Origin of the sequence: Gemmiger qucibialis (assembly GCF_027689445.1) — a bacterium.
In the GTDB taxonomy this organism is placed as follows: domain Bacteria; phylum Bacillota; class Clostridia; order Oscillospirales; family Ruminococcaceae; genus Gemmiger; species Gemmiger qucibialis.
The window spans coordinates 342087-357163 of sequence record NZ_JAQFEN010000001.1 but is presented as its reverse complement, the minus strand read 5'-3'; the positions used below and the strand labels follow the sequence as shown (position 1 = coordinate 357163).

Genomic DNA, 15077 nt, shown 5'->3' with positions numbered 1-15077 from the left:
TTGTTATCACCTCAGCGTTTTACAAAGTATTCATCGTACCAGACTAAGAACATAAAAATGCACCAGATCTGCCGCCAGTTATCCCGCTTGCCGGAAATATGCTGGTCCAGCATGGCATTCAGCTCTTTTGTGCGGAAAAACTGCTCCGCGGCGGGGGTGTTAAATGCCTTGCGCACAACGCCCGCATACTGCTCATCCCGCAGCCAGGCGCGTACCGGAACAGGGAAGCCGAGCTTCTTTTTGTCTGCCGTTTTGGCGGGAATGGTCTTTTCTGCCGCACCGCGCATCGCAATCTTGGTCTGGGTGGCGTTCACCTTGCACTTGGTCGGAATATGACTTGCCAGTTCAAATACTTTGCGGTCCAGGAACGGCACGCGCAGCTCCAGGCTGTTGGCCATGCTCATCTTGTCGGCTTTCAGCAGAATATCGCCCACCATCCACAGGTTCAGGTCGCAGGTTTCCATCTGGGTCACAGCGTCCTGCCCCTTGGAAAGCTCAAAGTACGGGCGGGAAAGGTCGGTGGGCAGCTTGCCGGGGTGGTAGTTTTTCAGCAGCTTTTTCTTGCGGTGCTCATCCATCAGGTTGGTGTTGCCGATGTAACGCTCCGCCAGCGGCTTGCCGCGGCGCACCAAGAAGTTGATGCCATGCACCGGCGGCAGCAGGTCCGCCACCGCGCCGATGGCCCGGCGGATGGGCAGGGGAATCTTGTCATACCAGGTTACGGTAAACGGCTCTTTATAAATGTTGTACCCGCCGAAAAATTCATCGGCACCCTCACCGGACAGGCAGACCTTGACCTGCTTGGATGCTTCGCGGTTGACAAAGTACAGCGCGACCGAAGCGGCATCCGCCAGAGGCTCATCCATGTGGTACTGGATCTTGCCCAGGTTGGCCCAGTATTCCTCCGGCGTAATGCGGTAAGCGTAATTCTTAACCCCGATGTGCTTGGAAAACTCCTGTGCATAGTCGGTTTCGTCATACTGCTTGTTGGCAAAGCCAACGGTGAATGTTTTGTCCACATGGGCCAGCGCGGCCATGTAGCTGGAATCCACGCCGGAAGAAAGGAAGCTGCCGACCTCAACATCGGCGATCTTGTGTGCCTGCACGCTCTCTTTCATCGCCGCGCCGATCTCGTCCTCCCACTCTTCCAGTGTGCGGGAATCATCGGGGTCGAACTTGGGCTGCCAGTAGCGCTGCACCGTCAGCTGCCCGGCTTTCCATTCCAGCCAGTGGGCGGGCATCAGCTTTTTGACGCCCTTGAAGAACGTATCCTCCCCGGGGGAATATTGGTAGGAAAGATACAGCGGCAGCTGCTCTTCGTTCAGCTCTTTCTTGAAGCCGGGGTGGGCCAAAAAGCTTTTGATCTCGCTGCCAAACAGCAGCTCTCCGGCATCGTTTTGGTAATAATAGAACGGCTTGATGCCAAAATGGTCGCGCGCGCAGAACAACGTTTCGTTCTTGCGGTCCCAGATGGCAAAAGTGAACATGCCGCGCAGCTTTTGCAGCATCTCCTTGCCCCACTGCTCGTACCCGTGCAGCAAAACTTCGGTGTCGGACCGGGTGGCGAAGGTGTGCCCGGCGCGCATCAATTCGGCGGTCAACTCCTGGAAGTTGTAGATCTCGCCGTTAAAGATGACGGCGAGGTTCTGGTCCTCATTGAACATGGGCTGTTTGCCGCCCTCCAGGTCAATGATGGAAAGGCGGCGCTGGCCAAGGGCTGCCGGGCCTTCAATAAACTGGCCCTGGCCATCGGGGCCGCGGTGGGCGATGGCATCCATCATGCCCTGCAAAATTTCCTGCATGTCGGCGCGTGCGCCGACAAAGCCAACAATTCCACACATGGTTATAATCCTCAACTGGCTGCGGAGTTAAAAACAAACCGCAGGTTATTACTTTCTTGCCCCGGCGGGAACCGGTACTGTTTGTACGATATGCCCTATTATACACGGTTCGCGCCGTAAAGAAAAGCATTTTGCGGCGAATGCTGCTGGAATTTTCGCCCGCGCAGACAAAAAACGCCGTGCCCGCACCCCCAAAGCAGGCGATATTGCCGTTTGACATGTGGTGGCAATGGCGGTAAAATAAAGGATAACCAAAATGGGAAAGGTTTGGTATTATGTCTGATTTTTTACCGGTACTTCTTGGCAGCGATGCCAATGTTTATGGTATGGCACGCAGCTTTTACCAGCAGTATGGCGTGCGCAGCGTGGCCATCTGCAAGGGTGCGCTGGTTGCAACTTCCAACACCAATCTTGTAAAAATTGCCGTGCTGGAACCTGATTTGGAAAACGATGAAACGTTTGTAAAAACGCTGACCGATTACGCAAAAGCCCATGCGGACAAGCCGCTGGTGCTGGTTTCCTGCGCGGACGGTTACACCGTGTTGATGGGCCGCCACCGCGATGCCCTGAAACCCTATTACCACTTTGCCTGCCCGGAACTGCAAACCGTGCTGGACCTGGATATTAAGGAAAACTTTTACCGTGCCTGCGAAGCACACGGCCTGAGCTACCCCAAAACGGCAACCTGCAATGCGCAGAACTATAAAAATATAGAACTGCCGTTTGCGTTCCCCGTTATCATCAAGGCGAGCAATTCCCCGGCGTATTGGAACTGCACCTTCCCCCACAAGAAAAAGGTGTTCCTTGCCAATAACCGCGAAGAATTTGACGCCATCACCGCCGCCATTTACGGCAGCAGCTACCAGGACGAATTGATTCTGCAGGAGTATATCCCCGGCGATGACAACTGCATGCGTGTGCTGAACGCCTACTGCGGCCTGGACCACAAAGTCAAACTGATGGCTTTGGGTCGCCCCCTGCTGGAAGAGCAGACCCCCGAAGGCATCGGCAACTATGCGGCCATCTTGTCTGACCCCGAATACAATGATGCTGCCCTGCTGGAAAAGCTGAAAAACTTTTTGGAAGATATGCAGTGGGAAGGCTTTGCCAATATGGACATCAAGTACGACGCCCGCACCGGCGAGTACAAGATGTTTGAGATGAACCCCCGTCAGGGCCGTTCCAGCTACTTTGTCACCGCGGCAGGGTATAATCTGTCCAAGTGGCTGGTGGAGGATGTGCTGGAGCACAAGGAACTTGGCCTGACCATTGCCGATACCAAGAGCCTGTGGATGATTGCCCCCTACGGCGTGATCAAAAAATACCTGAAGGACCCGGATCTGCTGGCCCGTGCGGATAAGCTGAAAAAAGAGGGCAAATGTGCCCACCAGCTGTTCTGCAAAGAGGATTGGAACCTGAAGCGCTGGCTCTGGTACATCCGCAGCCAGCTGAACTACTACCGCAAAACCGCCCGCTACTATGGCAATAAGGGCCTGCGGGATTGATGATAGAATAAAAGCTATCACACACTATAAATAAAATCGCTGGCCCCCGTAGGGGCGCACATTGTGCACCCGCCGCCCTTTTGGCAATCATAGAAACGCCAGCCTGTAACAAAACAAACCATTATAATATAGAGAGGGGAAAGCGCCTATGTGTGGCATTACTGGCTTTGCTGAGCGCAACCATAAAGCGGAAACCGCCCGCCGCATTGTAAAAGGAATGGCGGACCTGATCACCTACCGCGGCCCGGACGGCGAAGGCTACTATGTGGACGACCAGGTAGCCCTGGGCCACCGCCGCCTTTCCATCATTGACCTGGAGGGCGGCAAGCAGCCCATGTTCAATGAGGATGGCAGTCTTGTCTGCATTTTTAACGGCGAGATCTATAACTTCCAGACCCTGCGCGAGGAACTGATCGCCGCAGGCCATACCTTTGCCACCCGGTCCGATACCGAGGTGCTGCTGCATGGCTATGAGCAGTGGGGCAATCAGCTGCCCGGCAAACTGCGCGGCATGTTCACCTTCGTGATCTGGGACCAGAAAACCAAAACCATGTTTGGTGCGCGGGATATCTTCGGTATCAAACCGTTCTATTATTATAATCAGGATGGTCTGTTCCTGTTTGGCAGCGAGATCAAAAGCTTTCTGGCTCATCCCGGTTTCAAAAAGGAACTAAACGAGGAACGCCTGCCGGAATATTTGAGCATTGAGTATATCCCCAATGAGGAAACCATGTTCAAAAATGTCTACAAGCTGCCCAGCGGATGTATGTTCACCTGGGAAAATGGCGAGCTGACAGTGGAACGCTACTATGAGATCAAGTACCATGTGGACGATTCCAAGAGCCTGGAAGAGTGGGAAAAAATCATCACCGATACCTTTGCCGAAAGCGTTGCCGCCCACCAGATTGCCGATGTTGAGGTTGGCTGCTTCCTTTCTTCCGGTGTGGATTCCAGCTTTGTGGTCAACGAGGTTGCTAAGGGTACTCCGCATGTCAAGAGCTTCTCGGTCGGCTATGCGGAGGAAAAATACTCCGAGCTGCCGTATGCCCAGGAGTTCAGTAAAGAAATCGGTGTGCCCAGCATTGCCAATAAGGTGGATGCCGAACAGTTCTTTGAAGCCAACCGCCTGATCCAGTGGTACCTGGATGAACCCATGCCCAACCCGGCGGAAGTTCCGCTTTACTTTTTGGCCCAGAACGCCCGCAAGTACGTCAAGGTCGTGCTTTCCGGCGAAGGTGCCGATGAACTGTTTGGCGGCTACCCCATGTACTGCCAGGCGGTTCACTTTATGGATTACGAGCATAAGGTGCCCAAAGCGCTGCGTAAGGCTGCAGGCGCAGTGGCATCCAAACTGCCGGACTTTAAGGGCAAGCACTTCCTGGTGCGCGGTGCAGAAGAACCCTGGCAGCGCTATATGCGCGCCAACTATGTTTTCCTGGACCCGGCTGAACGTGACCGCTGCCTGAAAAAGAACTACCACAGCCCCCGCCCGGAACAGTTCTTTAAGCCTTATTTTGATAAAGTGCAGGGTCTGGATGAACCCACCCAGCTGCAGTGGGTGGATATGCACACCTGGATGCTGTATGATATCCTGCTGAAAGCCGACCGCATGAGCATGGCCAACAGCCTGGAACTGCGCGTGCCTTTCCTGGACCGCAACATGCTGGATGTGGCACTGTCCATCCCGCAGAAATACCGCTCCGGCAAAGAGTCCACCAAGATCGCTCTGCGCGGTGCCGCCATGAAGCAGCTGCCGGAAAGTGTTGCCCATCGCAAAAAGCTGGGCTTCCCCGTGCCGCTGAACGACTGGCTGCGGGAAGATAAGTACTATAATATGGTAAAGGAAAAGTTCACTGGCCCCGTTGCCGAAAAGTTCTTTAATGTGGACGAAATCATGCGCCTGCTGGATGATCATAAGGCGGGCAAGGCCAAGAACATGACCAAGATTTGGAGCTTCTATTCCTTTATTTTGTGGTACGAGCTGTATTTCGTAAACACCCAGGCCCCGGCAGGAATCTATTAAAAGCCGGGCAGAAAGCCCCGATAAAAACACAAATAAAAAAGTTCAAAAAAATTGGACTTTACTATTGACACAATGCGCCCCATGTGATATTATAATTCTCGCAGCATGTTCCCAGACAACAGGAACTGACCCGTGCGCGCCCGTAGCTCAGGTGGATAGAGCAACTGCCTTCTAAGCAGTGGGCCAGGGGTTCAAGTCCCTTCGGGCGCATTCTATGGTGCCTATGGCGCAGTTGGTTAGCGCGCCAGATTGTGGCTCTGGAGGCCGAGAGTTCGAATCTCTCTAGGCACCCCACCAAAGACCGCACAGTGATTATGCTGCGCGGTCTTTTCTTTTGCTGGGCCGTCGCCAAGCGGTAAGGCAGAGGACTTTGACTCCTCCATTGCGTCGGTTCAAATCCGGCCGGCCCAACCAAGATGCAACCTCGCAGGGGGTTGCATCTTTTTATTTGTAATAAACGGCGGTGGGAGAACATAGGCCGAATTTGAACAGCCCGTGCCCGGCGTCCCACGTCCCGCCGGGTAAAAACAGTCCAGCGGACTGTTTTTAGGGCGCGGCTTGCCAAATCCGGCCGGCCCAACCAAAATCGCTCATAAATTTAACGTGAAAACGTTGAATGCGTGGGCGGTTTTTTTTAGCAGTATAAAGGCCGCAAGCCTGCCCAGCTGCCGACGGATTTTGATGCTCTGTACGCCCGCTACCAGTGCCGTGAGCTGAATAAAATCCAGCTGGCCGCCGCTGTTGGCGTATCCCGCCCCACACTGGAACGGTTATTGCGTGACTATTTGGCCTGATAGTACGATTATTCACCCCATAAAAACACAAAAAGCTGCTGCACCGGGAAAGCCAGGTGCGGCAGTTTTTGCATAGAAAGGCAGCAGCAAACAAAGCAACGGACCTCTATTCCGCTGTCTACACAATGGCGACGAAATGTGCAAAATAAATCAACTTGAACTTGATTTTTTGTGCATTTAAAGCTATGATTAAACCAATGGAAACCATGGTGACAGGATGGATTTTTGCATCCTGAATGACCAATACAACTGGGAGGTAGTTATGCTGGATGTAGCAATCATTGGCTGTGGTGTGGTTGGTGCAGCTGCAGCGTATGAACTGTCGCACTATCCGCTGCATGTGGCAGTGCTGGAAGCAGAAAACGATGTGGCGGATGGAACAACGAAGGCAAACAGCGCCATCCTGCACGCCGGGTATGACCCGGAACCGGGCACCCAAATGGCCCGCCTGAATGTGCAGGGCGTGGCGCTGGCAAAGGAAATCTGCGCCCGGCTGGATGTGCCCTACCGCCAGTGCGGCAGCCTGGTGCTGGCGCTGAGCCAGGCAGAGCTGCCCCACCTGCAAAAGCTGTACGCGAACGGCGTGGCAAACGGCGTGCCGGGCATCCGGCTGCTGACAGCGGAGGAAACCCTGGCGATGGAGCCGCAGCTTGCCCCCACAGTGGCCGGGGCGCTGTTTGCCCTCAGCGCAGCCATCGTCAGTCCGTGGGAGTTTGCGCTGGCCATGGCGGAGGTGGCGGTGCGCAACGGGGTAGAGCTGTACCGCAGCACTCCTGTAACCAACATTGAAAAGATTGACGGCGGCTGGCAGCTGACCACGCCAAACGGCAGCTTTGCGGCCCGCTATGTGGTCAATGCGGCGGGACTGAACGCCCAGGCCATCCATGAGATGGCCGCGCCGCACACCTTTACGCTGGAACCTACCCGCGGGGAATACTATCTGCTGGACAAAAGCGAAGGCAACCGCGTGAACCATGTGATCTTCCAGTGCCCGAACGAGAACGGCAAAGGGGTGCTGGTAACGCCCACCGTACACGGCAACCTGCTGGTGGGGCCGAACGCCCAGCCGGTAGCGGGGGATGATACCGCCTGCACGGCAGACGGCCTTGCCTTTGTGGCGGCAGCGGCCAGGCGCAGTGTGCCGGGGATCCGCTTTGGCGAGTCCATCCGCAACTTTGCCGGTGTGCGCGCCAACGTGGATACCGGGGACTTCGTGATCGGCGAAGCGGACGGCGCGCCGGGCTTTATTGACCTGGCGGGCATGAAATCGCCGGGGCTTTCCAGTGCACCGGCTGTGGCAAAAGAGGTAACTAAAATTCTGGCAGCCCACAACGACCTGCCGGAGCCAAAGACGGATTATAAGGATGGCCGTACCCGCGTGCGGTTCAAGGAGCTGCCGCCGGAGCAAAAGGCGGAGCTGATTGCCAAAAATCCCGCCTATGGCCGCGTGATCTGCCGGTGTGAGACGATCACCGAGGGCGAGATTCTGGATGCCTTGCAGAGCGAGATCCCAGCCGTGAGCATTGATGGCGTAAAGCGGCGGTGCAACGCGGGCATGGGCCGCTGTCAGGGCGGCTTTTGCGGGCCGCGCGTGCTGGAACTGATCAGCAAAACATTAGGCATTGACCCGTTGGATGTATTGCAGGACAAAGCCGGCACCAATGTGCTGCTGTGTGAAACCAAAACCGGAAGGGGGTGCAACCATGGTTGAACTTGTTATCATCGGCGGCGGCCCGGCGGGCCTGGCGGCGGCGTACAGCGCGTGGCAGCATGGCCTGCGCGATATTTTGATTTTGGAACGCGATGCAGAGCTGGGCGGTATTTTGAACCAGTGCATCCACAACGGGTTTGGCCTGCATCGGTTTGGCCAGCAGCTTACCGGCCCGGAATACGCCGGGCGCTATATCGAGATGCTGCGCACAACCGGCGTGCGGGTGGAACTGGGCACCATGGTGCTGGAAGTAACCCCCGATAAGCAGGTACACTGCGTCAGCCGCAGCAAGGGCTACCAGATCATTCAGGCCAAAAGCATTATCCTGTGCATGGGCTGCCGCGAGCGCACCCGCGGGGCCATCGGCACCCCCGGCACCCGCCCGGCGGGAATTTATACCGCCGGTGCAGCCCAGCGCTATGTAAATATGGAAGGCTACCTGGTGGGCAGACGGGTATTGATTTTGGGCAGCGGCGATATCGGCCTGATCATGGCGCGCCGTATGACGCTGGAGGGAGCCAAAGTGCTCGCCTGCGTGGAAGTGATGCCTTATTCCGGCGGGTTGACCCGCAACATTGTGCAGTGCTTGCAGGATTTTGATATTCCGCTGTACTTATCCCACACCATTGTGGAAATTCAGGGCAAAAAGCGAGTGGAAAAAGCCATCGTTGCCAAGGTGGATGAAAACCGCCGCCCTATCCCTGGAACCGAGATGGAGTTTGATGTGGATACCATCCTGCTCAGTGTGGGGTTGATCCCCGAAAACGAGTTGACCCGCCAGGCAGGTATTGCCATGGACCCCCACACCAAGGGGGCCGTGGTATATGAAAATATGGAAACCGAGATCCCCGGTGTATTTGCCTGCGGCAACGTGGTGCATGTGCACGATCTGGTGGATTTTGTTTCCGGCGAAAGCGAAACCGCCGGTGCAGCCGCGGCAGCCTATGTGCAAAATGGCGAGATAGAAACCGAAACCGTTCTGCCGCTGGCAGCGGGGGAGGGCATTGGCTACACCGTGCCGCAGCATATCCGGCTGGACGGCGTGCAGAAAAGCGTGAGCGTATCGTTCCGTGTGCGGCGCAATTATGGGCCCAGCACCATAACGGTGCGCTGCGGACCAAACAAAATTGCCGCCTTTAAGCGGGAACGCCTGGCACCGGGGGAGATGGAGCACATTACGCTGCCCAAAGCTCTGCTGCAAAAAGCGGACGGCCCGCTGATCGTTGCTGTGGAGGAGGTGCCGCAATCGTGACAGAAACAATAAAAGAGCTGATCTGCATCTGCTGCCCCAAGGGGTGCCATCTGCGGGTGGACACCGCAAATGACTATGCCGTGACCGGCAATGCCTGCCCCAACGGCGCTGCATACGGCAAAGAGGAACTGACCCACCCCACCCGCATCATTACCAGCACCGTGCGCATTACGGGTGGGCTGTACCCGCGCTGCCCGGTCAAAACCGCGCAGGCGGTGCCAAAGGAAAAAATGTTTTCCGTGATGGCTGCGCTGAATACCGCGGCTCTGCAAGCCCCCGTGCATACCGGGGATGTGGTACTGCCTAACGTGTGCGGCACCGGCGTGGATGTTGTGGCAACGCGTAACATGGAAAAAGTGGAATAAAAACAGCGGGTAGTTAGGGCAACACCGCACAATTCCCGCCTTACGGCTTAAGCACCGCTTCGGCGGCTGCGGCACGGCATCTGCGTTGCCAAAATGCTCGATAATGTCGGGTTGCGGTACCCGCATCGTGCTTCGGGGGCAAAAGCCCCTCGCACTCTGCGACCGCTGCCCCTGCTTCGGTTCGCTGTTTCCGCCACTGGCGGCGCTCACCTTTGCAGCATCCAGTATTATCTGAGCTTTTGTCTTAGCATCTGCCGCACCTCGCTCGCCGTATCGGCACTTAGAATTGTGCGGTATTGCCTTAGCCCCGTTACCCATCAACAGGGAGGTTGAAGATGAGCAGATATGTTCTTGCGCTGGATCAGGGTACCACCAGCAGCCGGGCAATCCTGTTTGATAATGAGCAGAATATTATTGCCGTGCGCCAGCGCGAATTTGAGCAGCTATACCCCCAGCAGGGCTGGGTGGAGCACGACCCCATGGAGATATGGTCCAGCCAGTATGGCGTGATGAACGAGGTGGTAGCCCAAAGCGGCGTGGATGCGCATGATATTGCCGCCATCGGCATTACCAACCAGCGCGAAACCACGATTTTGTGGGAAAAAGCGACCGGCCGCCCCATTTATAACGCCATTGTGTGGCAATGCCGCCGCACTGCACCGTTGGTGGATGAGCTGCTCAGCCAGCCGGGCATGGCAGAGTATATCAAAGAGAATACCGGCCTTGTGCCGGATGCCTACTTTTCCGCAACCAAAATCAAGTGGATTCTGGACCATGTGCCGGGCGCACGGGAGCGCGCACAGGCGGGAGAAATTCTGTTTGGCACGGTGGACAGCTGGCTGGTGTGGAAGCTGACCGGCGGCAAGGTGCATGTAACGGACCGAACCAACGCCAGCCGCACCATGCTGTATAATATCCACAAGCTGGACTGGGATGATACACTGCTGAACGCGCTGGATATCCCCCGCGCCATGCTGCCGCGTGTGACGGATTCCAGCGAGATTTACGGTTACACCGACCTGTGCGGCGTACAGGTGCCGGTGGCCGGTATTGCGGGCGACCAGCAGGCCGCACTGTTTGGCCAGGGCTGTTTTTCCAAAGGCGAAGCCAAAAACACCTATGGTACCGGCTGCTTTTTGCTGATGAACACCGGCGATACCATCTGCCGCAGCAAAAATGGCCTGCTGACCACCATTGCCATCAGCCTGAACGGCAAGGTGGAGTATGCGCTGGAGGGCAGTGTGTTTGTGGGCGGGGCGGTCATCCAGTGGGTGCGCGATGGCCTGCGCATGATCCAAGAAAGCCGGGATTCGGAGTATTACGCCCAGAAGGTGCCGGATAACGGCGGGGTGTATATTGTTCCGGCCTTTACCGGATTGGGCGCACCCTACTGGGATATGTACGCCCGCGGGGCCATTGTGGGCATTACCCGCGGCACCACCCAGAACCATATCATCCGCGCGGCGGAGGAGTCCATCGCTTATCAGAGCTATGACCTGGTGCACGCGATGGAGTTGGATGTGGGCCAGCCCATCACCGCCCTGAAAGTGGATGGCGGTGCTTCCCGCGACCAGTTTTTGATGCAGTTCCAGGCGGACATCCTGAACAAAACCGTGCTGCGCCCGGCCATCCGCGAAACAACGGCCCTTGGCGCTGCCTACCTGGCGGGCCTTGCCACCGGCGTGTGGAAAGACCGTGAGGAAATCCGCAGCCTGTGGCACTGCAACATGACCTTTACTCCCAACATGGAAGCTCCGGAACGCGAAAAGCTGCTGGCTGGCTGGCACAAAGCCGTGGGCCGAAGCCGCGATTGGGCGGAACACGAGTAGGAGTTAGGAGTGAGGAGTTGCGGCAGAATTAGGGCAATACCGCATAATTCTAGGAATCAGAAATGAAAAATTAGGAATTGGAGATGGGAAAAGGCTCCAGGTAGGGCGGGGTCACCCGACCCCGCCAGGGGGGCTTGCCACATTGTGTGTGCAAAATTTATTCTGTAGAGGACGATGCTCGCATCGTCCCGGGTGACGGGCTGTATCAAACGTTTCACATGTATCCCCACGATTCACCTTGTGAGCAAATTCCCCAAACCAACTCCAAAACTACTCACATAAAAAACAACCACCAAACAACAACAGGCCCACGCCGCAGGAGAACATCCCGGCGTGGGCCTGTTATTTATCTATGGCAATCTGTGACTAAAATGATTTAATTCATGTGCACCAGCTTGGGGTAGACCCGCTGCATATAGGAATCGTCGAAATGCTCGTCCAGCAGGGTATCCAAGCTGGTCTGGGCGGCAACGCCCTCCAAACGGGCGTCATAACGAATCAGCGCGGCGGAGCTGACGATCATATTGGCTGCCATAAATACCACCAGGCACCAAGTTAAAATGGTACCGCCGCGGCGGGGCAGGCTTTCAATCAAGCGGTCCAACGGCGGGAACAGCACCTTGAACCATGCCACAGCGGCCAGCCCCCAGAAAAAGCAGTACAGCAGATTGATACGCCCGCCCAGGTTGAACGGCAGGGCACTGTAATCCCAGAATACCGCGCCGAACACGATTTCGGTAAATACGCTGCACAGATACTCATAAGCACCGCCCAACAGGGTGCCCATGCCGAACAGCCAGAATGCCGAACGGTCTTTGTACTTGTACAAAACCTGGGTGACCAGCGCAATGGCAAGGCCCCAAACAATAGAGAAAGGTCCCCACACCAGGCTGGAACGGCTCATCCAATACCCAGCGGTAATGCGGCAGAAAATCGTTTCGGTGATGTCGCCCAGGAACGCGCCGATTACAAACAGCAAAAAGATTTTGTAAAAGCTGCACCCGGCAGCAAACACCGTGCTTTTGGTGCGCTTGGGGCGTATCAGGTCCAGCTGCGGGGCCTTGGTGCGCATGCGGCGCTCGGTGCGGTCAAAAATCCACAACCCCATCCGCAGCGTCAGGTTGGCAAGGCGATTGTTGACCTTGTCCACTCTGGGCAGTTTGTAGCGCAGGCCGCCCAGGGTCAGCGCGGTGCCCAGCAGATCAATGACCAGCAAAATGGCAAAGATCCACAACAGAACATGCGCAAGCCCGGCGGGCACCAGCTGGTACAAACGCATCAGCAGCGGCACCAGCCACTTGACGGTTACCAGGCCCAGGGCACCCCAGACAACGGAAGCCGAAAGGCAGATGTACCCATCCAGGTTCCATTTGCGGTCAGAGTAATCCCACCAGCGGGTGTGGCTGTAGTGCTCCAGCAAATGCCCGGCAATCCATTCCACCACCGTGGCATACAGCGCGCTGAACAAAAACAGGAAGAACCACCCGCCGCTCAATTCCCGCAGGGCAATGGTGATCAGGCAGCCGGTAATGCCGTAAACCAGGCACAGCGGCCCGTGCAGCACGCCGCGGTCCCGGTACTGGCCCAGCCGCACTGCGGTGGCAGCAACTTCCAGGCACCAGCCCAGGAACGAAAAGGCCAAAAACAGCCAGAATAGTTGGTATAACATAAAAACTCCTCTGTGTGTTGCAGAATCAGCGAACACCACTATTCTACAATACCCAAAGGAGTTATGCAATATTTTGGCGCAGAATGATTGAAAATAAGAACCTTTACGGCATGCCACACACCAGCCGCTGGCCGCCACTGCCGCCGCTGACATAGTGGGTGGTGCGGCTGACCTGGTTGTCCACCGGCTGCCCGGCAGCGTACAGCTTGAGGTTATGGATAAAGATTTCTACAATGTTATCCAGTGTTTTGGCCAGGCTGAAACGCCCGGAAATGTGCGGCGTGATGATCACATTCGGTTCGCTCCACAGCGGATGGTCTGACGGCAGCGGCTCTGGGTCAGTCACATCCAGCGCTGCACCGAACAAATGCCCGCTGTGTACGGCATCGGCCAGGGCAAGGCAGTCCACCGTGGAACCACGGCCCACGTTCAGCAGAATTGCCCCCTGCTTGCAGCGGGCCAGGCGGGCGGCATCAAACATGTGCAGCGTTTCCGGCGTGCCGGGCAGGCTCAGGGCAACCAGGTCCGCCTGCGGCAGCTCGGCGTCCAGTTCGCTTTGGGGTACCACCCGCAGGCAGTAACCGGGGCAGGGGGCACCGGGGCGCACGCTGCGCCGCACGCCGACAACCTCGGCCCCAAGGGCGTGGGCGCGCATGGCAAAGTTAGAGCCGATATCCCCCATGCCAACGCATAACACGCGGGACCCGGCCACCGGCCGCACCTGGCGGGTGATGGCATCCCACTTGTGCTGCGTCTGGCGGTCCCGGTACAAAAACAGATCCTTCTGCAGCCCCAGCCACAAGCCCAGCATCCACTCGCTGATGGCCAGCCCGTAAGCGCCGGTGGCGTTGGTCACCAGGCACTGCTCCGGCAGCACGCCCGGCACCAGATAGGTATCCGGTCCCGCAAAGTTGGATTGGAACCATTCCAGATGGTGGTTTTGGCAAATCAGCTCCACCGGCACATTGCCCATGATGATATCTGCCTCCAGCACCTGGGCCAGGGTAACGGTTTCGGTTTGGGCAAAGATAAATTCATATTCCGGCACGCTGGCCTGCAAGGCGCTGCGCTGGGCATCGCTCAATGGCAGAGCCACTAAAACATGTTTTGGCATGAAACATTTCTCCTTGCAATCAAACGCCGCGTTCCTGCTTGCTGAAAATGCAGCCGCAGTAATCCTGCCGGTACAGGCCGTATTCTGCGCTCAAAGCAAGGCTGCGCTTGTAACCGTCCTTTTTGCGGAACTCGCTTTGCAGGTAGTTCAGGCCGTACTGTTGGGCCAGCTCGCAGCCGATGGTGTTCAGCCGCACAGGGTCCTTGACCGGGGAGATGGAAAGGGTGGTGGTGAACCAGTTAAAGCCGTGTGCCCTGGCGTACTGGGCGGCGCGTTCCAGCCGCATGCGATAACACACGGTGCAGCGCTCGCCGCGCTCCGGCTCGTTTTCCAGCCCTTTTACTGCAGTGTAAAACTCCTGCGGGTCATACGGCAGCTCCACCACCGTGATGCCGCGGGCAGCGTACCCGGCATCGCGCACAAAACGTTCCAGTTCGGCTTCCCGGCGGTGATATTCCTCCGGTGGGGCAATGTTGGGGTTATAATATAAAATGGTAACGTCAAAATGGTCGGCCAGACGTTCCAACGTGGCGCTGGAACAGGGCGCGCAGCAGGCGTGCAGCAGCAGCTGCGGGCGCTGGCCATCGCGCTCTAATGCGGCGATGGTTTCTTCCATCACACGCTCATAATTGATTCGGTTTGCCAATGGTGTTTTCCCTCCTGCATGGCAGCGGCTGCTGCCGCAATCTAACCCCATTATAGCGTATTGCGGGGCAAATTTACACCCCGCACAGGAAGAATAACCGCCACAGCCTTTGAAATATGGAAAATTGCGCGGCGTTTTTTGCAAAATGTTGAATTTTTTATCACGAATTGTTCACATCTATCGGGTATTCTATAGTTGTTCCCAAAAGGAACGGTGCCAGGGAACAGGGACCCGAACACCGTTGGGGCATTGCCAAATGCTCAGGGGAACAACGCAGACTTTTTTCATCCACTCCTCTTTCTCTTTTTTCTTCTTTTCAAGGAAAAAC

The 15077-nt window shown here is 56.5% G+C and carries 11 protein-coding genes and 3 tRNA genes; 9 read left to right on the top strand and 5 right to left on the bottom strand.

Annotation, left to right across the window (positions count from 1 at the left end):
- Window positions 1–11: 11 nt before the first annotated feature.
- Both asnB (PG062_RS01600) and PG062_RS15855 read right to left on the bottom strand, forming a co-directional pair.
- Window positions 12–1841 (bottom strand): asparagine synthase (glutamine-hydrolyzing), encoded by a 1830-nt coding sequence (gene asnB / locus PG062_RS01600; RefSeq protein ID WP_270750771.1) that lies wholly within the window; start codon window positions 1839–1841, stop codon window positions 12–14.
- A gap of 287 nt (window positions 1842–2128) precedes the next feature.
- Window positions 2129–2500 carry a hypothetical protein gene (locus tag PG062_RS15855; protein WP_408611381.1) on the bottom strand — a complete coding sequence of 124 codons (372 nt, stop codon included), beginning with the start codon at window positions 2498–2500 and terminating at the stop codon, window positions 2129–2131.
- 138 nt (window positions 2501–2638) lie between these two features.
- Between PG062_RS15855 and PG062_RS15850 the strand changes: the two genes are divergently transcribed.
- The 9 genes from PG062_RS15850 to glpK all read left to right on the top strand — a co-directional run bounded on the left by PG062_RS15850 (window position 2639) and on the right by glpK (window position 11320).
- Window positions 2639–3346, top strand: a complete 708-nt coding sequence (locus PG062_RS15850) for a carboxylate--amine ligase (RefSeq protein ID WP_371681672.1) — start codon at window positions 2639–2641, stop codon at window positions 3344–3346.
- Window positions 3347–3494: 148 nt separating this feature from the next.
- A complete protein-coding gene (gene asnB / locus PG062_RS01590; RefSeq protein WP_114000707.1) occupies window positions 3495–5369 on the top strand; it encodes an asparagine synthase (glutamine-hydrolyzing) in 1875 nt (624 codons plus the stop codon).
- Window positions 5370–5505: 136 nt separating this feature from the next.
- Window positions 5506–5579, top strand: a tRNA-Arg gene (locus PG062_RS01585).
- Window positions 5580–5586: 7 nt separating this feature from the next.
- Window positions 5587–5663 (top strand) — tRNA-His (locus tag PG062_RS01580).
- A 44-nt stretch (window positions 5664–5707) separates the two neighbouring features.
- A tRNA-Gln gene (locus PG062_RS01575) sits at window positions 5708–5783 on the top strand.
- Window positions 5784–6425: 642 nt separating this feature from the next.
- Window positions 6426–7874 carry an NAD(P)/FAD-dependent oxidoreductase gene (locus tag PG062_RS01570; RefSeq protein WP_270750768.1) on the top strand — a complete coding sequence of 483 codons (1449 nt, stop codon included), beginning with the start codon at window positions 6426–6428 and terminating at the stop codon, window positions 7872–7874.
- Window positions 7867–9126 carry an NAD(P)/FAD-dependent oxidoreductase gene (locus PG062_RS01565; RefSeq protein WP_270750767.1) on the top strand — a complete coding sequence of 420 codons (1260 nt, stop codon included), beginning with the start codon at window positions 7867–7869 and terminating at the stop codon, window positions 9124–9126. Before PG062_RS01570 ends, PG062_RS01565 begins: the two co-directional genes overlap by 8 nt.
- Window positions 9127–9134: 8 nt before the next feature.
- Window positions 9135–9491: a DUF1667 domain-containing protein gene (locus PG062_RS01560; RefSeq protein ID WP_270751267.1), complete on the top strand. Its 357-nt coding sequence runs from the start codon at window positions 9135–9137 to the stop codon at window positions 9489–9491.
- A gap of 335 nt (window positions 9492–9826) precedes the next feature.
- A complete protein-coding gene (gene glpK, locus PG062_RS01555) occupies window positions 9827–11320 on the top strand; it encodes a glycerol kinase GlpK (protein WP_270750766.1) in 1494 nt (497 codons plus the stop codon).
- Between the two features lie 376 nt (window positions 11321–11696).
- On the opposite strand, the gene PG062_RS01550 is transcribed toward glpK, so the two are convergent.
- The 3 genes from PG062_RS01550 to PG062_RS01540 form a co-directional block, all read right to left on the bottom strand.
- Complete coding sequence (locus PG062_RS01550) at window positions 11697–12989, bottom strand: putative ABC transporter permease (RefSeq protein WP_270750765.1); 1293 nt, start codon at window positions 12987–12989, stop codon at window positions 11697–11699.
- Window positions 12990–13092: 103 nt separating this feature from the next.
- Complete coding sequence (locus tag PG062_RS01545; RefSeq protein WP_270750764.1) at window positions 13093–14103, bottom strand: D-2-hydroxyacid dehydrogenase; 1011 nt, start codon at window positions 14101–14103, stop codon at window positions 13093–13095.
- Between the two features lie 19 nt (window positions 14104–14122).
- Complete coding sequence (locus PG062_RS01540; RefSeq protein ID WP_114001044.1) at window positions 14123–14749, bottom strand: epoxyqueuosine reductase QueH; 627 nt, start codon at window positions 14747–14749, stop codon at window positions 14123–14125.
- Window positions 14750–15077 lie beyond the last annotated feature (328 nt).

Excerpts from the sequence above, each read along its gene's own strand:
- asnB (WP_270750771.1), bottom strand. The coding sequence starts at position 1,841 with ATGTGTGGAATTGTTGGCTTTGTCGGCGCACGCGCCGACATGCAGGAA.
- asnB (WP_114000707.1), top strand. The coding sequence starts at position 3,495 with ATGTGTGGCATTACTGGCTTTGCTGAGCGCAACCATAAAGCGGAAACC.
- PG062_RS01570 (WP_270750768.1), top strand. The coding sequence starts at position 6,426 with ATGCTGGATGTAGCAATCATTGGCTGTGGTGTGGTTGGTGCAGCTGCA.
- PG062_RS01565 (WP_270750767.1), top strand. The coding sequence starts at position 7,867 with ATGGTTGAACTTGTTATCATCGGCGGCGGCCCGGCGGGCCTGGCGGCG.
- glpK (WP_270750766.1), top strand. The coding sequence starts at position 9,827 with ATGAGCAGATATGTTCTTGCGCTGGATCAGGGTACCACCAGCAGCCGG.
- PG062_RS01550 (WP_270750765.1), bottom strand. The coding sequence starts at position 12,989 with ATGTTATACCAACTATTCTGGCTGTTTTTGGCCTTTTCGTTCCTGGGC.
- PG062_RS01545 (WP_270750764.1), bottom strand. The coding sequence starts at position 14,103 with ATGCCAAAACATGTTTTAGTGGCTCTGCCATTGAGCGATGCCCAGCGC.